Raw genomic sequence first — 19229 nt, 5'->3', positions numbered from 1 at the left:
TCAGATCCTCGTCGGGCGGTGCTCGAGGAGATAGTCCTCGACGGTGAACAGGTGTGCGGCCATCCGCGTCCGCGCGCGATCGGGGTCGTGGCTGCTGAGGGCGGCGAGGATCAAGAGGTGCTCGCGGTGCGCGGTCTCGTCGGCGCCGGGCTCGGCGATGGATCGGGTCAGCCGGTCCCGCATCGTGCGACCGCCGAGGGCGTCGATGAGTGCGGTCAGCACCGGGTTGCCGGCCGCCTCCGCGATGATGCGATGGAACGCGATGTCGTTCTCGATGAGGGTCTCGTGATCAGGATCCGGCAGCGCGAGCTCGGCCTCGTTGCGGCGCAGCAACTCCCCCGCGGTCTCGAGTTTGTCGATGGCGATGTCGTGTGCCGCGAGCGCGGCGGCCTCCGTCTCCAGGATGCGCCGTACGACATGCAGATGCTGGGTGCCGGTGCCGTGGTGCAGGTCCACGACGAAGCCCATCGGGGCGAGCAGCATGGACGGATCGAGCTTGGTGACGTAGGTGCCGTCGCCCTGCCGGGTCTCGAGGACGCCCATGATCGACAGCGCCCGAACGCCTTCGCGCAGCGGATTCCTGGAGACGCCGAGCGCCGCGGCGAGGTCTTTCTCGATCGGCAGCCGATCACCCGGCCGCAGCCTGCCGTCGATGATCATCTGCCGGATGCTCTGGACCACCACATCGGTCTGTGACGGACCGGCGACGCGGGGCTGCAGAGTGGACTTACTCTGGCTCATGGCTGCCCCCGGCCGCGTGTGACGCCCAGTAGTTGCCATCCGGAAATCTGTAGGTCTCGAGCGACTCCCTGTGCATCTCGGCACTGTAACCGGGCGCGTCCGGCAGTACGTACGCCCCGTTGCGGACGAGGCACGGATCCACGAAGTGTTCGTGCAGGTGGTCGACGTACTCGGTGACGCGGCGATCGAGACTGCCGGAAACGGCCACGTAGTCGAAGATCGCGAGGTGCTGGACGAGTTCGCACAGGCCCACGCCGCCGGCGTGCGGGCAGACCGGCACGTCGAACCAGGCAGCGAGCAGGTAGACCGCGAGTACTTCGTTGACGCTGCCGAGGCGGGCCGCGTCGAGCTGGCAGTAATCGAGCGCACCGGCCTGGAACATCTGCTTGAACAGCACCCGGTTCATGCCGTGCTCTCCGGAGGCGACCCCGATCGGAGCCACTGCCTTGCGGATCGCCGCGTGGCCGAGGATGTCGTCCGGACTGGTCGGCTCCTCGATCCAGAGCGGCTCGAACTCGGCCAGCGCCTTCACCCACTCGATCGCCTCGGGCACGTCCCAGACCTGGTTCGCGTCGATCATCAGGTTTCCGTCCGGACCGATCACCTCCCGGGCGATGCGGCAGCGCCGGATGTCGTCCTCGAGGTTGGCGCCGACCTTGAGCTTGACGTGTTTGTAGCCGGCGGCAACGGCTTCCTCGCAGAGCCTGCGGAGCTTGGCATCGGAGTACCCGAGCCAGCCGGCCGACGTGGTGTAGCAGGGATAGCCGGACGCCTCCAGCTCCTCGATCCGTTGCTTCCGGCCCGGTTCTTGCCGGGAAAGCAGTGCGATGGCCTGCTCCGGCGTCAGTACGTCGCTCAAGTACCGCAGGTCGGCCGCCCGGACGAGCTCTTCGGGTGACATTCCGGACAGCAGCCGCCACAGCGGTACGCCGGCCCGGCGGGCGGCCAGGTCCCACAGAGCGTTCATCACCGCGGCCAGCGCAAGGTGGACCACACCCTTGTCCGGTCCCAGCCATCGCAGCTGGGAGTCCGACTGGAGCTCCCGGTAGACCGCACCGAGGTCGTCGCAGAGGACGTCGACGTCACGCCCCGCCAACGGCTCGGCGCGCTGTACCGCCGCGGCGGCGCAGAGGTCGTTGCCGCGCCCGATCGTGAACGTGAAGCCGTACCCGGACAACGACGGGTCGTCGGTGTGCAGAACGACGTACGCCGCCGAATAGTCACCGTCCTTGTTCATCGCGTCCGACCCGTCGCGGGTGAGCGACGTCGGGAAGCGGACATCGACAACCTCCACCGAGGTGATGCGTGGCATGGCGACCCTCACTGGTCAAATAGATGGGACTTTTCTCCATCTTTGATGGCGTTCAGTATGGACCACGCGGAGCGTCGGCGCTACGATCCGGGAAATTCATGGGATTAATCCTCGTCTTCTCGATGGAAGGCTGTTCGATGAGCGACCTGGTGAGCTCAGACCGGTCCAGCGTCCACACGCTGTTCTACGACCGGCCGGCGGCGACCTGGCTGGAGGCGTTGCCGCTCGGTAACGGCCGGATCGGCGCGATGTGTTTCGGCGGTGCCGGAAGCGATCGCATCGGACTGAACGACGAGACGCTGTGGTCGGGAGGCCCGGAGACCGCGCGTCTGCTGTCGACTCCGCTCGGAGCGACCGGAGCGGACGCCGTAGATGCGGTGCGCGAAGCGTTGTGGGCAGGCGACATCCGCCGCGCGCACGAATTGGCCGGTGGTTTTCATTCCGGCTACTCGCAGGCGTACCTGCCACTCGGTGATCTACTGCTCGAGGTCCGCGTCGGCGGCTCCGCACCGGTCGCGGGCAACGTCACGCAGTACAGCCGGACGCTCGATCTCGACGCCGCGGTGGCAATCACGCAGTACGACGCGGGCGGCGTGAGCATTCGGCAGGAGGCGTTCGTCAGCGCGCCCGACGGCGTACTCGTCGTACGGTTGACGGCTTCTGAGCCGCAGTTGGCGCTCACGTGCCGGTTGACATCGAAGTTGCAGTCGCGACCGCAGGCGGTGCAGGGCGGGCTCGGCCTGTTCCTCCAGGCGCCGGCCGATGTCGCTCCACCGCATCGAGACGTGCCGCAGCCCATCCGGTACTCCGACGGTGCGGATCGCGGCATGGCCGCTGCGATCGCGCTACGGGCCACGACTGACGGCGAACTCCGGACGACCGCGTCCGAACTCGTCGTCGACGATGCGACCGAGATCATCCTCGTCCTCTCCACCGCGACGGGGTACGACGGGCCGTCGACGACTCCGACCCGGACGGCTGACGAGTGCTGGGCCGCCGCCGACCAGACCGTGCTCGCGGCGCTCGACCGCGACTACGCCGTACTGCTCAACGATCATCAGCGAGATCACCGGCGACTGTTCCGTCGTTCGTCGCTGGAACTGACCGGGCTCGCGCAGGAGTCCGTGCTGCCGACCGACCAGCGGGTGGCGAGAGGCACCGACGATCCCGCGCTGGCCGCGCTGGTCTTCAACTACGGCCGCTACCTGATGATCGCGAGCTCACGGCCGGGCGGGCTGCCGACGAACCTGCAGGGGATCTGGAACGAGATCCTGCGCCCGCCGTGGAGTTCGAACTTCACGGTGAACATCAACACCGAGATGAACTATTGGCCGGCGGAGACCGCCAACCTGTCCGAGTGCCACGAGCCGCTGCTGCGGTTTATCGATAACCTCGCCCTGGCCGGACGCAGCACCGCCCGTGAGCGTTACGGATGCGGAGGCTGGACCGCGCATCACAACGCGGACGCGTGGGCCTGGACCTTCCCGGTCGAGGGCGATCCGCGGTGGTCGAACTGGCCGATGGCAGGTGCCTGGCTGGTCCGTCATCTGTGGGACCACTACGAGTTCACGGGTGATCTGGAGTTTCTCGGTCGGTCCTGGCAGGCATTGCGCGGAGCGGCGGAGTTCTGCCTCGACTGGCTCGTCGAGCTGCCCGACGGCAGTCTCGGTACGGCGCCTTCGACGTCACCGGAGAACGACTATCTCGCAGCCGACGGGCAACCAGCGTCGGTCACCGTGTCGTCGACGATGGACCTCGCCCTGATCTCGGACTTGTTCGACCGGGTGGAGCGGGCGGCTCGTCTGCTGGACGTCGTGGACCCGATCGTCGAAGAGCTGTCGACGGCCCGCAAACGCCTGCCGGAACCATCCATCGGCGCGCAAGGGCAGCTGCAGGAGTGGGCCGCGGACCTGCCGGAGGAAGATCCGCACCACCGGCACATGTCCCATCTGATCGGCCTGTATCCGGGTGACGCGATCACGCCTGACGGTACGCCGATCCTCGCCGCGGCGGCCGCGCGATCCCTGGACCTGCGCGGGGACGAGGCGACCGGATGGTCGCTCGCCTGGAAGATCTGCCTGCGCGCGCGTCTGCGTGATGCGGCCGCCGCGCACCGCCTGGTCCGGGCGTTCCTCCGGCCGGCGGACGACACCGCCGGCGGACGCCCCGGGAGCGGCGCAGGGGTCTATCCGAACCTGTTCTGTGCGCACCCGCCGTTCCAGATCGACGGCAACTTCGGTGCGACGGCGGGGATCGCCGAGATGCTCCTGCAGAGCCACACCGGTCACATCGAGTTGTTGCCGGCCCTTCCGGCCGCGTGGAGCAGCGGCCGAGTGACCGGCCTCAGAGCCCGCGGCGGAGTCGTCGTCGACATCGCGTGGACGCCGCAGCGCGTCGAGGCCGTCCTGACCGCCGACCGGGACCAGGAGCGGGTCGTCTGCCGTGGCGACGTGCGGGTACCGGTCCGATTGACCGCCGGAATCGGTCACCGGGTGAGCTCGACATGATCGCCCACCTGGACGAGGAGGTTCCATGGCAACGCTGACAACTGTCCGGCCGCCCGCGGGTGAGCTGCCGAACCGGCCGAAGAGGCGACGCCGACGGGAGCGCCCGGGAATCAAGGGGTTCCGGCGCAGCCTGCGGCGGCACTGGACGATGTACCTGTTGATGGTCGTGCCGCTGATCTGGTTCGCCGTCTTCAAGTACATCCCGATGTCGAACGCGGTCCTGGCGTTCAAGAGCTTCAACGTGATCAAGGGCATCTGGGGAAGTCCCTGGGTGGGTTGGCAGAACTTCGAACTGTTCTTCCACAACCCGGTGTTCTGGACCCTGGTGAAGAACACCTTCCTGCTCTCGGTCTACACGGTCGCGGCCAGCTTCCCGATCGCGATCATCCTCGCCCTGGCGCTGAACGAGATCCGCACCGGCCTGTTCAAGCGGACCGTTCAGCTGGTGACGTACGCGCCGTACTTCATCTCGACGGTGGTGGTCGTGTCGATGACGATCCTGGTGCTGTCACCGCGGCTCGGCCTCGTCAACGACGCGATCGGGTTCTTCGGCGTACCGTCCGTGGACTTCCTCGGGAACCCCGACTACTTCCGCCACATCTACGTGTGGTCGGACGTGTGGCAGACCACCGGGTACTCCGCGGTGATCTACCTGGCCGCGCTGTCCGGGATCGACCCGGCGCTGCACGAGTCGGCCAAGATCGACGGCGCCACCCGGTTGCAGCGGATCCGGCACGTGGACCTGCCGGGCATCATGCCGACCGCGGTGATCATCCTCGTTCTTGCCGTCGGCAACATCATGGCGATCGGGTTCGAGAAGGCGTTCCTGCTGCAGAACCCGCTCAACCTGAGCGAGTCGGAGATCATCGCGACGTACGTCTACAAGACCGGTCTGCTGAACGCCGACTTCAGCGGGGCGACCGCGGTGGGGCTGTTCAACTCGGTGATCAACCTGGTCCTGCTGCTGATGGTCAACACGATCGCCAAACGGATCACCGGGAACGGATTGTGGTCATGAGCGTCCAGACTGAAGCCAGAACGGTGCCGAGCAAGAGGGGCGAGCGTCAGGCGGCACGCGCACGCCGGATCCACGAGCCGCGCACGGACCGCATCTTCTTGTTCTGCGTGTACCTGCTGCTGGCAGTGTTCTTCCTGGTGGTGCTGCTGCCGCTGCTCTACATCGTGGCCAGCTCGTTCAGCAGTCCCGCGGCGGTGTCGTCGGGGCGAGTGCTGTTCTGGCCGGTGGACTTCTCGCTGCGCGGGTACCACGCGGTGTTCGAGAATCCGCAGATCGTCCAGGGGTACCTGAACTCGTTGTTCTACACGGTGGTCGGCACGATCGTCAGCGTCACCATGACGGTCGCGATCGCGTACCCGCTGTCGCGCCGTACGCTCGTCGGCCGCAATGTCGTGATGACGCTGATCCTGTTCACGATGCTGTTCACCGGCGGGCTCATCCCGACGTACCTGGTGGTGCAGTCGGCCGGCCTGCTGGACACCCGGTGGGCGCTGATCATCCCGCAGGCGATCGGTGTCTGGCAGGTCATCATCGCCCGCACCTATTTCCGTACGGCGATCCCCGAGGAACTGGTCGAGGCCTCCCAGCTGGACGGCTGCGGTGACCTCAGGTTCCTGTGGTCGGTGGTGATCCCGTTGGCCAAGCCAATGATCGCGGTGATCGCGCTGATGTACGCGATCATGCAGTGGAACTCGTACTTCGACGCCCTGATCTACCTGAAGAACCCGGACCTGTTCCCGCTGCAACTCGTGCTGCGCAACATCCTGATCCTGAACACCACCGGAGGCGGGGCGGTCGACGCCTCCATCGTGATCCAGCGCCAGGAACTCGCCGATCTGCTCAAGTACTCGCTGATCGTCGTCGCCAGCGTGCCGGTGCTGCTCATCTACCCGTTCGTCGCCCGCTATTTCACCAAGGGAATCCTGATCGGCGCCGTCAAGGGCTGATCCCGGTACCACCTCCGTATCACCCCAACCCCTGTGAGGGACGTAATGTCTGTGAAACCCAGTACGCGGAGGCGTGCCGCGATCGTCGGCACCAGCCTCCTGGCACTCGCCCTCGTGGCCTGCTCCGGCAGCAAATCGGACGACGACTCGGCGAACAAGCCGTTGCCGACGATCACCGGAAATCCCGACGTCACGCTGAACGTCTTCGCGCCGCAGTCGGCCGACACGAACCTGGCCACGAACGACTTCACCAAGCTGATGAAGCAGAAGTTCAACGTCACCATCAAGTGGCAGACCACGACGTTCGACGGCGGTCCGTCGAAGGAGAAACGGCAGATCTCGCTGGCCAGCGGCGACTACCCCGATCTGTACCTGCTGATCCCCTGGGTCGACCAGTTCACCACGGCGGAGCTGCTCAAGCTCGGCAACCAGGGTGTCGTCGTACCGCTGAACCAGCTGATCGACCAGTACGCGCCGAACATCAAGAAGGCGCTGGACTCCACGCCCGAGTGGAAGGCGATGGCGACCGCGCCGGACGGCAAGATCTACGGGATGCCGCAGTGGGTCGACTGCTTCCACTGTTCGTACCCGGACAAGCTGTGGATGAACTCGGCGTGGCTGAAGAAGCTGGGCCTCGAGCAGCCGAAGACCACCGAGGACCTGCGGAAGGTGCTCCAGGCGTTCAAGACCCAGGACCCGAACGGCAACGGCAAGGCCGACGAGATCGCGCTCAGCGCGAACGTCCGCGACAACCTCATCCCGTACTTCATGAACGCCTTCATCTATGACCCGCAAGGGCAGAACAACAGCGGCGGCAACAACGCCACACTGGTTCTCAACAACGGCAAGGTCGACGTCCAGGCGAACAAGGACGGCTGGCGCGAAGGCCTGCGGTACATCAACTCGCTCTACAAAGAAGGCCTGATCGACAAAGGTGCCTTCACGCAGAACCCGGACGCGATGCAGCAGCAGGGCAACCACGGCGGCTCGGTCATCCTCGGCGCGGGCACCGTCATGCATTCGGGCATCTTCGTCACCGTCGGTTCGGCGGACGGGCGGGACCAGCAGTACGACGCGGTACCGCCGCTGACCGGTCCGAGTGGCGCGAATTACGCCAGCTACGTCTTCCCGAGCATTCCCGGCGCCACGTTCGTCCTGACGTCGAAGGCCACACCGGAGAAGCAGATCCAGGCGATCAAGATGCTCGACTACATCTTCACCGATGAGGGACAGAACAACGGACAGTTCGGCATGGAGGGCAAGGCCTGGACCAAGCCCGGTCCCGGCGATGTGGCGCTCGACAAGTCGCTGAAGCCGAGCTTCAAGCAGATTCCCCTGAAGCCCGGGTCGAAACCGCGGAACAGCGGCTGGGGTCCGCTGGCGCAGTACAACAACACCGCGAAGTACCGCAACTCCGAGGTCATCGACACCGACACCCACTCGCAGGCGGGGTACGAACGCAAGCTGTTCGATGCCACCAAGCTGTACGCCGGTCACGAGGACAAGGCCCAGATCTACCCGTTCTGGAAGGTGTGGATCGATCCGACGCTGGCCAACGAGGTCGCGACGCTGCAGACCAACATCGAGAACTACATTCAACAGAACGCGCTCCAGTTCGTGACCGGTTCGAAGAACATCGACACCGACTGGGACAGCTACGTCAAGGGTCTCGACGGCCTCGGCCTGAAGCGGTACCTGGAGATCCAGCAAACGGCGTACGACAAGGTCCCCAACAAGTAGCCCACCCCTCGGGACCGGCCGGAAGGCCGGCCGGTCCCCAGCACTGATGAGGAGTCAAACCGTGGCTGTCGGCCCCTTCGAGCCGTCGTTCGAGTCCCTGACCACGTTCGAGTGCCCGGACTGGTTCCGGGACGCGAAGTTCGGCATCTGGTCGCACTGGGGGCCGCAGTCGGTGCCGCGGTACGGCGACTGGTACGCGCGGCACATGTATCGCCAGGACACCGATCAGTACCGCTACCACCTCCGCACCTACGGGCACCCGTCGACGGTCGGCTACAAGGACGTCGTACGGCAGTGGAAGGCGGAGCGGTTCGATCCGGACGGCCTGATGGAGCGGTTCGTCGCGGCCGGCGCGCGGTACTTCGTCGCGCAGGCCGTGCACCACGACAACTTCTTCAACTACGAGTCCAGCCTCAATCACTGGAACTCGGTGAAGGTCGGGCCGGGCAAGGACATCGTCGGACTGTGGAAGGCGGCCGCCGACGAGCGCGGAATCCCGTTCGGGATCACCGAGCACCTCGGCGCCGCCTTCAGTTGGATGGCGGTCAACAAGGGCAGCGACAAGCACGGTCCGTTCGCCGGCGTCCCGTACGACGGAACAGATCCGGCCAACCGCGATTTCTACCTCGACAACAGCCGGTATCTCTCGGACGTCGAGGTCCCGGACCCCTGGTACTGCAACGACCCGCAGTGGCACCGTTACTGGCTCGACGCGGTGACCGAGATGATCGACCGGTACCAGCCCGACCTGCTGTACTCCGACGGGCCCCTGCCGTTCGGCGAGGTCGGTTACACGCCCGGTCTCGAGGCGGTCTCCCGGTTGTACAACACGAGCGTGCGACTCCATGGGACGAACCGTGCCGTCTATCAGCAGAAGGATCGCCGGCCCGAGGTGAGTGCCGTCGGTGTGATGGACATCGAGCGCAGTCAGACCCCGGCCATCCATCCGTTGCCGTGGCAGACCGATACCTCGGTCGGCGACTGGTTCTACAACGTCCGCGACGTGTACAAGACCGCCGGCCACGTGATCGAGATGCTGGTCGACATCGTCTCGAAGAACGGCAACCTCCTGCTGAACGTGCCGCAACAGCCCGACGGCACCGTCGACCTCGAGTGTTCGCAACTGCTCGACGACCTCGGTTCCTGGACCCAGACCTGCGGCGAAGGCATCTACGGCACCAGACCGTTCCGGGTGTTCGGCGAGGGGCCGGCGAGCGTGGTCATCGACGGGTTCACCGAAGACCGCGTGAACTGGACGAGCTCCGACTTCCGTTTCACCCGCCGAGACGACACCGTCTACGCATTCCAGATGGCGTGGCCGACCGATGGACGCGCGGTGATCCGCAGCTTCGCAGGGCACGAGTCCGTCGCCGCGGTCCGCCTGCTCGGCCACGGCCCCGTCCCCTTCGAGCAGGCCCACGGCATCCTGGTGGTCCGGCTCCCCGAAACACGACCGGTCAACGTCGCACACTGCCTAGCCATCGACGTACACACCGAGTGACCCAGATGCGCACCCTCACCACGGTGCCCGACTGGGGCAGACCGATCGGTGATGTCAACGGGGCGGTCGGGTCCGGCCAGACCTCGGTGCCGATCGTCGTACTGACCACCGACGCCGGTCTCGGTTCACACGGTCGTAGGGGCCAGGGTCAGGTTGCGGCGGATCCAGTTCTCGATGCCGGCGACGTGCGACAGCGACAATGCGGCGGCGACGCTGGGCTGCCGGTCGCCGATCGCGAGGGCGATCGCGCGATGCTCGCGCTTCGTCTGCTCGAAGGCGTCCTCCTGGGTGACCGCTCGCCAGGTCCGGGCTTGGTGAGTGCGTCCGGCGACGCTGTCGACCAGCGAGCACAGCACCGGATTGCCTGCTGCCGTCGCGATTCGGTGGTGGAACTCGAGGTCGTTCGCGACCATGTCGCCGACCGGGCTGTCGATGTCGACAGCCTCGGTCAGCGCGAGCAGCTCGGCCACGTCGTCGGCGCTCATCAGGAGCGCGGCCTTCTCGGCGGCCATCGGCTCGAGAGCACGGCGTACCTCGAACAGGTCGAGGATGCCCGAGTCCTGATGGAAATCGATGATGAAGCTCATCGTCTCCAGGAGCAGGTCCGGCGTCAGGCTCGTGACATAGGTCCCGTCGCCCCGTCGTACGTCAAGGATCCGCAGCATCGACAGCACACTGACCGCCTCGCGCAACGGGCTCCGCGAGATGCCGAGCTGGTCGGCGAGATCCGCCTCGCGGGGCAGCTTGTCGCCCGGCTTGAGGCGGCCGTCGAGAATCATCGTCTTGATCTTCTCGATCGCGACATCGGTCAGCGCCATCCCGCTCCCTTCTCAGTCCTTCGGGCGTAGGCGCAGCGTAGCCATGCCGCCGTCGACAGCGAGCGCAGTACCCGCCGTCGAGCCGGAGGAAGGTCCGGCCAGGTAGACGACGGCGAGCGCGACCTCCTCGGCGGACACCAGTCGCCCGTGCGGCTGACGGGCGTCGAGGGCGGCCCGCTCGGCGACGGGATCGGGCGCCGCGTCGAGGAGGCGCTGCACCCAGGGAGTTGCCGCCGTACCGGGGTTCACGCAGTTGACCCGGATACCTTCGCGGAGATGGTCGGCGGCCATCGCCAGCGTCAGCGACTGCACCGCGCCTTTCGTTGTGGAGTAGAGCGCTCGCTGGGGGATGCCGGTGGTCGCGGCGACCGAGGCGACGTTGACGATCGCGGCGGCCGGCGACTGACGCAGGTACGCGAGAGCGGCCCGGCTGACCCGGACCGCGCCCATCACGTTGACGTCGAAGACCCGGTGCCACTGGTCGTCCGGGTTGTCCTCGATCGTGCCCTGCGCGCCGATGCCCGCGTTGTTGACCACCACGTCGATCCGCCCGAACGTGTCGGCGACCTGCTGAACCGCCGTACGCACACTCGCGTCATCCGTCACGTCGGCCTTGATACCGAGCACGCCCTGCGGGACACCGGCGGGTTCGAGGTCGAATGCCGCGACGCGTGCACCTCGTGTGGTGAGTTCGCGGGCGACGGCCGCGCCGATACCCGACCCCCCTCCGGTGACGATCGCGACCAGGCCGTCGAACTCGAGGCTCATTCGGCGGCCTCGAACGCGACGTACTCCTGGCGCTGCCGGCCGAGACCGTCGATCTCGACCTCGACGACGTCGCCGGGACGCAGGTACGGGAACCGGCCCGACAGCGCCACGCCCTCCGGCGTTCCCGTCATGATCAGATCGCCCGGGTCGAGCACCATGTACTGGCTCAGGTGGTGGATGACCGTCGCGACGTCGAAGATCTGGTCAGCGGTGCTGGAGTCCTGCCGCGGCTCGCCGTTGACGAAGCTGCGCAGACTGAGCTTCTGGTGCTCGATCTCGTCGGGGGTGACCAGCCAGGGACCGACCGGGCTGAAGCCGGCCGCGATCTTGCCCTTGCTCCACTGGCCGCCGGACTGCTCGATCTGGAAGGCACGCTCGGACAGATCGTTGGCCACCACGAAACCGGCCACATGCTCCAGGCTGTCCGCGGGGGAGTCGAGGTACGACGCGCGCTTGCCGATCACTACTCCGAGCTCGACCTCCCAGTCCGTTTTCGTGCTGCCCTTGGGGATCGTGACGGGGTCGTTCGGGCCGGCCAACGTGTTCGGCGCCTTGAAGAAGATGACCGGCGACGTCGGCGGCTCGGCGCCCGACTCGGCGGCGTGCGCGGCGTAGTTCATGCCGATGCAGACGATCGCGCCCGGCCGGGCGATCGGTGCACCGATCCGCAGGTCGCCGGCGTTCTCGAGGAGCGGCAGTTCATCGGCGGCCAGTGCGGCCGCGACGCGGGCCGGCCCGTCGGACTCCCAGAACCCGGCGTCGAGATCCGCGGTGAGTCCGGCGAGGCTGCGGACGCCGTCCTCGGTGACGACGACCGGCGCTTCCGTACCGAGAGGACCCAAGCGGGCGAACTTCATCGCACTACCTCCAGATCGTATCTTTCACCGCGTCTGAGTGGCTTCGTGGCGGTTCTGCTTCACATTGCCAGGTGAAACATATGATGTCTAGCGTGCTGTCCACAGTTCAGAACGCTGGGGAGCAGACGTGATCCCTCGCCGCACGTAGTCTCACCGCTGGCCGCAGCGGTACAGCGTGTCAGGGGCGCCGCCGAGGATGGGCGGACGACCGCCGGTCGCCGACGGTGGCTTGCTGCCGTAGGTCTCGGGGGCCGATCGAACGCATGGTCGGCAACCTGGTCGACAATGCGATCGCCTACAACCGTCCAGGCGGCCGGATCGACATCACCACCGGACGGGAGAACGGCCAAGCGGTACTGCGCATCGGCAACAGCGGAGCCGTGGTCACCCCGGAGCAGGCGCACCGACTGCTCGAACCTTTCGTCCGTGGCGACGGTGCCCACGACGGCGACATCTCCATCACGGCCCGTCCGACCGGCGGCCTGGACATCACGCTCCGCTTCCCTCGGAACGCTCAGCTCAGGCCAGCAGAGCACCGAATCTCTGCTCGACTGCCTTCAGGGTCTGCTCGACTGTCTGACCATCGACCACGATGACGCGCGCGTCGGTCCCTCCGAGCTGACTTCGGACCAGCTCCCAACCCCAGACCAGACCGCTGTGATCGCCGCCTGGATTCCTGCCTTCCAGCCGTGCGAGCTGTTCGTCCTTCGAAGGCATCAGCCACACCGCGTTCTCGGCAACCCCAGCCATCGCGGGAGTGACAAAGGCGCCCTCGACAACAACCGATGTCCCCACCGGCAACGCCTGGATGTCCTCGACAATCATCGGCCGACGATCGAAGTCCCCCGGCCCGCTCCCCAACACATGAAGTCCCGCCGCAGCCGCCCGCGCTTCATGATCGGAGGCATGCGCATCCACGCTGTACCAGACAAATCCGTACTTCCCCGCCAGCAACCGACTGACCGTCGACTTGCCCGCCCCAGCAGGCCCACCCACCCAGAAGATCATATAAATCAAGTCTATCCAGGGCGTCCTAGTCAGCCGGGACGGTCAGGTGCACGGTCTGGCCGGTGGTGATCGAGTCCTCGATCGCGCAGATGATCTGGGTGACGAGTACGCCGTGGTCGATGTCGGGTCCGAGGTCGCCGCCGTCGACGAGCCCGGCCGCGAAGTCCTGCACCATCCACACCGCAGGGCCGACCTGTGATCGCCCGATCCGGCCGGAGACCGGCCACGCCGACCGATACTTGTCGCTCACCACGGTGAGGCCCTGATGCGACAGATCCGCGGTCACCGACCCCTCGGTGCCGATCACCTGGAACCGGAAGTCGACGATGCCGTCACCGGCGTCCGGGAGCGTCCACGCCGATGAGAGGGTCGCCGTCGATCCGTCGTCGAAGGTGACCAAAGCATGGACGACGTCCCACGTGTCGACGCCGCGCTTCGCCAGGACACCACGAGATCCGACCGCGCTGACCGATGCGGGCCTCCGGCCCGTAAGCCACAGAACAAGGTCGACGGTGTGGGGCATCAGGAACCACGCCGGTGATGACTGCGCAGCCCACGACAGCATCGTGGTCGGCACGAAGAAGGAGTTGCTCAGGGTGGCTGATGCCGTGATCGGTTCACCAACGCTCCCCATCGCGGCCTTGGCTTGCACGACATGCGGGTTCCAGCGGTTCTCGAACCCGACGAGGCATCGAACGCCCGCGCGGTGGACCGCGACGGCAATGGCGCGGGCATCGTCCAGGGTGGTGGCGACCGGCTTCTCGATCAGCAGGTGCTTACCGGCTTCGGCCAGGTCGACGGCGACCTGGCGGTGGGCGAAGTCGGGTGTCGCCACGATCACGGCGTCCGGATCGAATGCCTCGAGCAACTCGGGATGCGACCCGGTGACAGGTAGACCCGTGGCGGCCCTGGCCTCCTCGGCCACCTTGGCCGAGGGCTCTGCGAGCCCGACGACGGTGACGTCCGGCTGTCCCTCGAGAGCCTCGGCGAACAGCCTCCCGCGGAGCCCGGCGCCGACAATGCCTATGGTGACCATCAGAACAGTGTGAAGCCGCCGTCGACCTTGACGACAGAGCCGGTCATGAAGCTGGACGCCTCGCTCGCGAGGAAGATCGCCACCGGCCCCAGTTCCGGCGGCAGCCCGTAGCGCTTCATGGCGGCGGGATCGACACACCACTGCTTGAACTCCGGCTGGTCGACCGGCGACATCTCCGTGAGGAAGTACCCCGGTGCCATCGCGTTCACGCGGATCCCGTGCGGCGCCCACTCGGCCGCCAAGGCCTTGGTCAGTTGATGGACCGCGGCCTTGGACGACAGGTACGACGCCTGCCAGCGGGGCTGGTTGACGATCTCGGCCGACATCGAACCGACGTTCACGATCGTGCCTCCGCCCCGCTGCGCCATCCGGCGTCCGACCGCACGACTGCAGTACCAGACACCGTCGACGTTGACGGAGAACACCTCGTGCCAGGCTTCGTCGGGCGTCTCGAAGGCCCGGCCGGCGACACCGATGCCGGCGTTGTTGAGCAACACGTCGATCTCGCCGAACTCGGTGCTGACCTGCTCGACCGCACGTTCGACGTCCTCCACATCGGACACCTCGAGCTGGACGCCGTACGCGCGAATTCCGAGCTCGCGCAGTTCGTCCGCGGCGGCTTCGGCCGCGGCGAGCGTGCGCGCCGTCACCGCCACCGCCGCCCCCGCGTCACCGAGCGCCTCGGCCATCGCCCGTCCAAGCCCCCGGCTGCCACCGGTAACCAGAGCCACCTTGCCCTCGAGGGAGAACTTCTGCATGGCGTTCATGGCGTCCTTTCGCTCGGGTGCTCCGTCAGCCGGCGTGCCGTGGCTCGAGGATGACACGTGGGGAGCTTTCGTCGCTGCTGTTCATCGACCGGGACGGGGGTTATCCGATGAAGGCTGTCATTCGGATCGAGACGAGTAGGCCGGGTAGGTCGGCGCCGAGTTTGGCGACGTATCGCGTCGGCGGATCGGACGGGAACCAGCGCGCGTATTCCTCGTTCAGGCCGGTGAAGTCGGTGGGGTTTGTGAGCAGCACGCCGACCTCGATGACGTCGTCCAGGGTGGCGCCGGCGGCGCGAAGGATCGCCTCGCAGTTCGTCAGTGCCTGCCGTGTCTGAGCTTGGATGGTGCTCTCGACGAGGCTGCCGGTGCTCGGGTCGATACCGGCGGTGCCCGAGACGATCACGTGAGGTCCGGCCTTGACCCCTTGGCTGTAGAGCGGCGAAGTCGGAGCGTTCGCGGTCGTGATGATCTGCCGGGCCATGAGGGTTCCTCCCTGTTCTCACATTCCGTCCGCCAGGTTGGTCGGTCAGCTTGTGTAGCGGGTTATCAGGGTGTTCATGGCCTCGTCGATGCTGGGGTCGATGCGGCGGCGGGCCGGGTCTTCGTCGTACCAGCTGATGATCTCGCGGGCACCGGATTCGAACGGGATGGTGGCGACGAAGTCCGGGACGACGCGGCGGAGTTTGGTGTTGTCGAAGACGGCTGAGTGGGTCTTGTCGCCGAGGAGACCGGCGCCCCACGCTGGATGTGCCGCGGCGATGGCGTCCGACGGAACGTGGACGATCTGCGCGGACGTGCCGGCCGCACTGGCCAGCGTCTGAGCGATCTGGTCCCAGGTGAGGACGTCGTCGGAGGTGATCTGGAAGGCCTCGCCGAGGGTGCGGGGGTGGCCGAGCAGCGGAACCAGGCCGCGCGCGAAGTCCCGGTGGTGGGTCAGGGTCCACAGGGAGCTGCCGTCACCGTGGACCACGACGGGCTGACCGCGGCGCATGCGTTCGACGATCGTCCAGCCGCCGTCGAACGGGACGAGGGTCCGGTCGTAGGTGTGCGAGGGCCGCACGATCGTGACCGGATAGCCCTCGTCGCGGTACAGCGCGGTGAGGAGGTCTTCGCAGGCGATCTTGTTGCGTGAGTACTGCCAGAACGGGTTGCGCAAAGGCGTCGACTCGGTGATCGGCAGCCGGGCCGGTGGTGTCTGGTACGCCGATGCGGAGCTGATGAAGACGTACTGGCCGACCCGTCCGCGCAGAGCGTCGGTCCGGGCGCGCACCTGATCAGGTGTGAACGCCAACCAGTCGACCACGACATCGAAGTCCTGGCCGGCCACTTCGGCGAAGGCCGATGCGTCGTCGACGTCGGCGGTGAGCACTCGCGCCTCCGGAGGAAGCGGGCGAGTCGAGGTCTTGCCGCGGTTGACGACCGTGAGGTCGAGACCCGCCTCAACTGCTTGCCACGAGCAAGCCGAACTGATGATTCCCGTCCCGCCGAGAAAGAGCACACGCACGCCAGTCATCCAGACAACTCCTCGAGGTCGTAGCGCGATCATCGCATGAGCGAACCTGACGTCCAGGGAATGGACGGGGCGTGAGACGGGAACCGGGAGGGCGATTCCCGTTCCTCTGTTCGGAGGTCATCATGAGTACGACGCCTGTACCGCCTGTGCCGCCGCTGCCCGATCCGACGGACCCGGACCGGTCCTTCCCGGGCCGGACCGACCCTGACACCGATCCGGACACCACGCCGTACCCGGACCCCGAGCCGCAGCCGGACGAAGACCCCGACGAGCAGCTTCCGAGGCCGGGCGGGATGAGCTAGCCTGCTCCGCCCGCCGACTTCGGGAGGTACCGGGGAGCGGTAGCCGGGGCCCTTCCCTCCACCACCTGCCGGAGGCGGTCGAGGGCACCCATCCACAGAGTGTCGAACTGGGCCAGCAGGCTGTGGCGGATGCCGCCGTGGGTCAGGATCAGGTGCGTTTCGTCGTGCCCTGGGACGACGTCCACCAAGACGGTGCTGGTGGGGTGCGGCGGATCGTCGAAAGCTGCCCGGAAGTAGTGCGGAGGTTCGCAGGCCGTCACGATCCCGGTCTGTTCGGCCCGCGCCTGTGTCGCGACCATGAACCCGCCGTACTGCGTGTCGCTCAGTACGGTCGGCCCGAGCCAGCTACTGAGATGCTCCGCCCTGGTAATGAGCCTCCACAAGCGGTCCGCATCACAACCGAACGTCCGTACATACCTCAACTGCGGCGCCCGATCGGTGCGCGTCGCTCGCGTCTCTGTTGTACGAGCCATACCGGGCCAGTGCCCCTTGACCGGCTTTCGCAATCACGGTTCTGCTGAGTAGAAAACCGACTCGTTGGGCACCCGATCCCCATTCGAAGCCGCACGCCGAAGTGGAGGATCGAGCCGGTGGGTATCGCGTTGGCGCTGGCGTCGGCACTGTGCTTCGGATTGTCGGACTTCGCGGCGGGACTGGCTGCCCGCCGAGTGCGCAGTCCGGTCGTGGTGTTCGTGGGGCAGCTCGTCGGATGCGTGCTGGTCACGGCCCTCGCTCTCGTCGTCTCCCATCCCCATGTCACAGGCGCGGATCTCGGGTGGGGAGCGCTGTCAGGGATCGGTACCGGGCTGGGCGCAGTGTGCCTCTTCCAGGCTATGAGGATCGGCCGGCTGAGTCTCGTCGTACCGCTGAGCGACGTTGCCGGGGTCGCCGTGCCGGTGATCATCGGCGTGTTCTTGCTGCACGATCAGATCGGGTGGACCGCGTGGTGCGGCTTCGCGATCGCCGCACCCGCGATCTGGCTGATGGCCGGCAGCCACCGGACCCGCGGTGCGCATTCCACCGGCGCCGGGTGGGCGCTTCTGTCCGGGGCAGGATTCGCGTTGCAGTACGTCGCTCTCGCGCGCGCCGACGCCGGCGCCGGCCTGTGGCCACTGGCGCTGAACCGGCTCGTTGCCATGCTCACGGTCGCGCCGCTGGCGGCCCGGCCGGTCCACCTCCGGATGAACCGCCGCACCGCCGCACTCACCGTTGCCTCGGGTCTTCTGGGTACGTCGGCCATCGCGGCGTTCTTTCTTGCGAGCCGCGAACAGGCGCTGTCCGTGGCGGTCGTGCTGACGTCGCTGTACCCCGCCGTGCCCGTGCTCCTGGGCATCACGGTCCTTCGCGAACGTCTGACACGTCCCCAGGTCCTGGGCCTGGTCTGCGCGACAGCCACCGTCGTACTCGTTTCGTTGTAGTCACCGGCACGATCGGGACTGGTGCGAAGTTCGGGATGGTGGCAAGCTCTGCCTTGGCGACTGTTGGGCAGTCAGCAGCCGGATGCTTCACTTGGGCTGTCCAGGAGGACCCATGGCCGTTAGCGGCGTTGACACAGCATGAGCGAGATCGAAAATGACGCTCTGGAGTTCGGCGCTCACGAGCCGGCATCCGAGAGCCGGCTGCGGCTGGCCGAGCTGGTTGACGAGACGGCCGACATCTTTGCGCGACTGGCGGTCGACTTGCACAGCGCCGGTGGTGTCGAGGAAACCGTTGATGCGGTCGTGCAGTTCGCTCTGCAGGCGTTGGCCTGCACCTATTCCGGGGTGGCGCTCCACACCCGGGGCCGGCGGCCGGAGATCCCGGCCGTGACGGATCCCGTCGTCGCCGAGATCTTCAATCTGCAGATCGATGACGGGACCGGCCCGTTGATCGAGTCGTTGCGTCACCAGAGGGTGGTACTGGTCCGCGACACCGCGGTGGATGCCCGGTGGCCGGTGTGGGCCGCGGAGGTGGCTCGTCTCGGGGTCCGCAGTGTGCTGGATGTGCCCTTGGCCGTCGGCGCCGCCAGTTCGCGGTCGTTCGGCGTGCTCGGGTTGTACTCCCCGGAGCCGGACGCCTTCGGTCCGGACGACGAGGCGATCGCCCACATCCTCGCCAGACACGCATCGGTCGCGGTCGCCACTGCCAGGCACGAGCAGACGATGGCGCAGGCGGTCGACGCGCGGAAGCTGGTCGGCCAGGCGATGGGGATCCTGATGGAACGGTACGGCCTCGACGGCGACCGCGCGTTCGCGATCCTCAAGCGCTACTCCCAGGACACCAACACCAAACTGCGCGACGTGGCCCAGCAACTCATCGACACCCGCAAGCTGCCCCGGACCTGACGTTCGGCCCGTTTCGTGCCTGCTCGCAGGCCTCGTCAGTGCGCCGAATGAAGTGCGAGGCATCGGGCAC

20 protein-coding genes are annotated in these 19229 nt (G+C 66.8%); 9 read left to right on the top strand and 11 right to left on the bottom strand.

All coding sequences use genetic code 11. From position 1 onward, the window contains the following. Positions 1-741: a FadR/GntR family transcriptional regulator gene (locus EV137_RS11675; protein WP_134000973.1), complete on the bottom strand. Its 741-nt coding sequence runs from the start codon at positions 739-741 to the stop codon at positions 1-3. Then, complete coding sequence (locus EV137_RS11670) at positions 728-2053, bottom strand: L-fuconate dehydratase (protein WP_134128435.1); 1326 nt, start codon at positions 2051-2053, stop codon at positions 728-730. Before EV137_RS11670 ends, EV137_RS11675 begins: the two co-directional genes overlap by 14 nt. A gap of 137 nt (positions 2054-2190) precedes the next feature. Here EV137_RS11670 and EV137_RS11665 point away from each other — a divergent pair, with 137 nt between their 5' ends. The 5 genes from EV137_RS11665 (at position 2191) to EV137_RS11645 (ending at position 9766) form a co-directional block, all read left to right on the top strand. Continuing rightward, on the top strand, positions 2191-4560 hold the full coding sequence (locus EV137_RS11665) for a glycoside hydrolase family 95 protein (protein ID WP_166679836.1): 2370 nt from the start codon (positions 2191-2193) through the stop codon (positions 4558-4560). A gap of 25 nt (positions 4561-4585) precedes the next feature. Then, positions 4586-5578 (top strand): ABC transporter permease, encoded by a 993-nt coding sequence (locus EV137_RS11660; RefSeq protein ID WP_134000967.1) that lies wholly within the window; start codon positions 4586-4588, stop codon positions 5576-5578. Further along, positions 5575-6525: a carbohydrate ABC transporter permease gene (locus EV137_RS11655; protein WP_134000965.1), complete on the top strand. Its 951-nt coding sequence runs from the start codon at positions 5575-5577 to the stop codon at positions 6523-6525. Before EV137_RS11660 ends, EV137_RS11655 begins: the two co-directional genes overlap by 4 nt. 51 nt (positions 6526-6576) lie before the next feature. Beyond that, a complete protein-coding gene (locus EV137_RS11650; RefSeq protein WP_238175236.1) occupies positions 6577-8265 on the top strand; it encodes a type 2 periplasmic-binding domain-containing protein in 1689 nt (562 codons plus the stop codon). Positions 8266-8326: 61 nt separating this feature from the next. Continuing rightward, positions 8327-9766, top strand: coding sequence for an alpha-L-fucosidase (locus EV137_RS11645; RefSeq protein ID WP_202870896.1), 1440 nt, complete (start codon positions 8327-8329; stop codon positions 9764-9766). Positions 9767-9891: 125 nt separating this feature from the next. On the opposite strand, the gene EV137_RS11640 is transcribed toward EV137_RS11645, so the two are convergent. From EV137_RS11640 to EV137_RS11630, 3 genes are read right to left on the bottom strand one after another with little or no spacing between them, the layout of a single operon-like run. Next, a complete protein-coding gene (locus EV137_RS11640; protein ID WP_134128427.1) occupies positions 9892-10584 on the bottom strand; it encodes a FadR/GntR family transcriptional regulator in 693 nt (230 codons plus the stop codon). 12 nt (positions 10585-10596) lie between these two features. Beyond that, a complete protein-coding gene (locus EV137_RS11635) occupies positions 10597-11352 on the bottom strand; it encodes an SDR family NAD(P)-dependent oxidoreductase (RefSeq protein WP_134128425.1) in 756 nt (251 codons plus the stop codon). Next, positions 11349-12209, bottom strand: coding sequence for a fumarylacetoacetate hydrolase family protein (locus tag EV137_RS11630; RefSeq protein WP_134128423.1), 861 nt, complete (start codon positions 12207-12209; stop codon positions 11349-11351). The genes EV137_RS11635 and EV137_RS11630 overlap by 4 nt, the downstream gene beginning before the upstream one ends. Positions 12210-12472: 263 nt before the next feature. On the opposite strand from EV137_RS11630, the gene EV137_RS41985 reads away from it, so the two are divergent. Continuing rightward, positions 12473-12805 carry a sensor histidine kinase gene (locus EV137_RS41985; RefSeq protein ID WP_134128421.1) on the top strand — a complete coding sequence of 111 codons (333 nt, stop codon included), beginning with the start codon at positions 12473-12475 and terminating at the stop codon, positions 12803-12805. Here EV137_RS41985 and EV137_RS11620 read toward each other — a convergent pair. The 5 genes from EV137_RS11620 to EV137_RS11600 all read right to left on the bottom strand — a co-directional run bounded on the left by EV137_RS11620 (position 12729) and on the right by EV137_RS11600 (position 16533). After that, positions 12729-13163: a P-loop nucleotide/nucleoside kinase family protein gene (locus EV137_RS11620; protein ID WP_134128419.1), complete on the bottom strand. Its 435-nt coding sequence runs from the start codon at positions 13161-13163 to the stop codon at positions 12729-12731. The genes EV137_RS41985 and EV137_RS11620 overlap by 77 nt on opposite strands. Positions 13164-13242: 79 nt before the next feature. Next, the gene (locus EV137_RS11615) at positions 13243-14253 is read right to left on the bottom strand and encodes a Gfo/Idh/MocA family protein (protein ID WP_134128417.1); all 1011 of its coding nucleotides are present in this window, start codon (positions 14251-14253) and stop codon (positions 13243-13245) included. Further along, complete coding sequence (locus EV137_RS11610; protein WP_134000947.1) at positions 14253-15020, bottom strand: SDR family NAD(P)-dependent oxidoreductase; 768 nt, start codon at positions 15018-15020, stop codon at positions 14253-14255. Before EV137_RS11610 ends, EV137_RS11615 begins: the two co-directional genes overlap by 1 nt. A 100-nt stretch (positions 15021-15120) precedes the next feature. Beyond that, positions 15121-15501, bottom strand: a complete 381-nt coding sequence (locus EV137_RS11605; RefSeq protein WP_134128415.1) for a RidA family protein — start codon at positions 15499-15501, stop codon at positions 15121-15123. 45 nt (positions 15502-15546) lie between these two features. After that, the gene (locus EV137_RS11600) at positions 15547-16533 is read right to left on the bottom strand and encodes an NAD-dependent epimerase/dehydratase family protein (RefSeq protein WP_134000943.1); all 987 of its coding nucleotides are present in this window, start codon (positions 16531-16533) and stop codon (positions 15547-15549) included. A gap of 122 nt (positions 16534-16655) precedes the next feature. Between EV137_RS11600 and EV137_RS11595 the strand changes: the two genes are divergently transcribed. Then, on the top strand, positions 16656-16835 hold the full coding sequence (locus EV137_RS11595; protein ID WP_134000941.1) for a hypothetical protein: 180 nt from the start codon (positions 16656-16658) through the stop codon (positions 16833-16835). On the opposite strand, the gene EV137_RS11590 is transcribed toward EV137_RS11595, so the two are convergent. Further along, a complete protein-coding gene (locus EV137_RS11590; RefSeq protein WP_166679835.1) occupies positions 16832-17218 on the bottom strand; it encodes an SRPBCC domain-containing protein in 387 nt (128 codons plus the stop codon). The genes EV137_RS11595 and EV137_RS11590 overlap by 4 nt on opposite strands. Before the next feature lie 207 nt (positions 17219-17425). Here EV137_RS11590 and EV137_RS11585 point away from each other — a divergent pair, with 207 nt between their 5' ends. Beyond that, positions 17426-18253, top strand: a complete 828-nt coding sequence (locus tag EV137_RS11585; RefSeq protein WP_134128413.1) for a GRP family sugar transporter — start codon at positions 17426-17428, stop codon at positions 18251-18253. Positions 18254-18391: 138 nt separating this feature from the next. Beyond that, positions 18392-19159 (top strand): GAF and ANTAR domain-containing protein, encoded by a 768-nt coding sequence (locus tag EV137_RS11580; protein WP_134128411.1) that lies wholly within the window; start codon positions 18392-18394, stop codon positions 19157-19159. Positions 19160-19229 lie beyond the last annotated feature (70 nt).

Source organism: Kribbella pratensis, from assembly GCF_004366075.1.
GTDB classification, from domain to species: Bacteria; Actinomycetota; Actinomycetes; order Propionibacteriales; family Kribbellaceae; genus Kribbella; species Kribbella pratensis.
Note: the sequence above shows the minus strand (reverse complement) of the source record. Positions and strands in the feature narration are given on the sequence as shown.

Bases quoted from the DNA above. Each gene is read 5' to 3' on its own strand.
- EV137_RS11675 (WP_134000973.1), bottom strand. From the start codon at position 741: ATGAGCCAGAGTAAGTCCACTCTGCAGCCCCGCGTCGCCGGTCCGTCA.
- EV137_RS11670 (WP_134128435.1), bottom strand. From the start codon at position 2,053: ATGCCACGCATCACCTCGGTGGAGGTTGTCGATGTCCGCTTCCCGACG.
- EV137_RS11665 (WP_166679836.1), top strand. From the start codon at position 2,191: ATGAGCGACCTGGTGAGCTCAGACCGGTCCAGCGTCCACACGCTGTTC.
- EV137_RS11660 (WP_134000967.1), top strand. From the start codon at position 4,586: ATGGCAACGCTGACAACTGTCCGGCCGCCCGCGGGTGAGCTGCCGAAC.
- EV137_RS11655 (WP_134000965.1), top strand. From the start codon at position 5,575: ATGAGCGTCCAGACTGAAGCCAGAACGGTGCCGAGCAAGAGGGGCGAG.
- EV137_RS11640 (WP_134128427.1), bottom strand. From the start codon at position 10,584: ATGGCGCTGACCGATGTCGCGATCGAGAAGATCAAGACGATGATTCTC.
- EV137_RS11635 (WP_134128425.1), bottom strand. From the start codon at position 11,352: ATGAGCCTCGAGTTCGACGGCCTGGTCGCGATCGTCACCGGAGGGGGG.
- EV137_RS11630 (WP_134128423.1), bottom strand. From the start codon at position 12,209: ATGAAGTTCGCCCGCTTGGGTCCTCTCGGTACGGAAGCGCCGGTCGTC.
- EV137_RS41985 (WP_134128421.1), top strand. From the start codon at position 12,473: ATGGTCGGCAACCTGGTCGACAATGCGATCGCCTACAACCGTCCAGGC.
- EV137_RS11615 (WP_134128417.1), bottom strand. From the start codon at position 14,253: ATGGTCACCATAGGCATTGTCGGCGCCGGGCTCCGCGGGAGGCTGTTC.
- EV137_RS11610 (WP_134000947.1), bottom strand. From the start codon at position 15,020: ATGAACGCCATGCAGAAGTTCTCCCTCGAGGGCAAGGTGGCTCTGGTT.
- EV137_RS11605 (WP_134128415.1), bottom strand. From the start codon at position 15,501: ATGGCCCGGCAGATCATCACGACCGCGAACGCTCCGACTTCGCCGCTC.
- EV137_RS11600 (WP_134000943.1), bottom strand. From the start codon at position 16,533: ATGACTGGCGTGCGTGTGCTCTTTCTCGGCGGGACGGGAATCATCAGT.
- EV137_RS11595 (WP_134000941.1), top strand. From the start codon at position 16,656: ATGAGTACGACGCCTGTACCGCCTGTGCCGCCGCTGCCCGATCCGACG.
- EV137_RS11580 (WP_134128411.1), top strand. From the start codon at position 18,392: ATGAGCGAGATCGAAAATGACGCTCTGGAGTTCGGCGCTCACGAGCCG.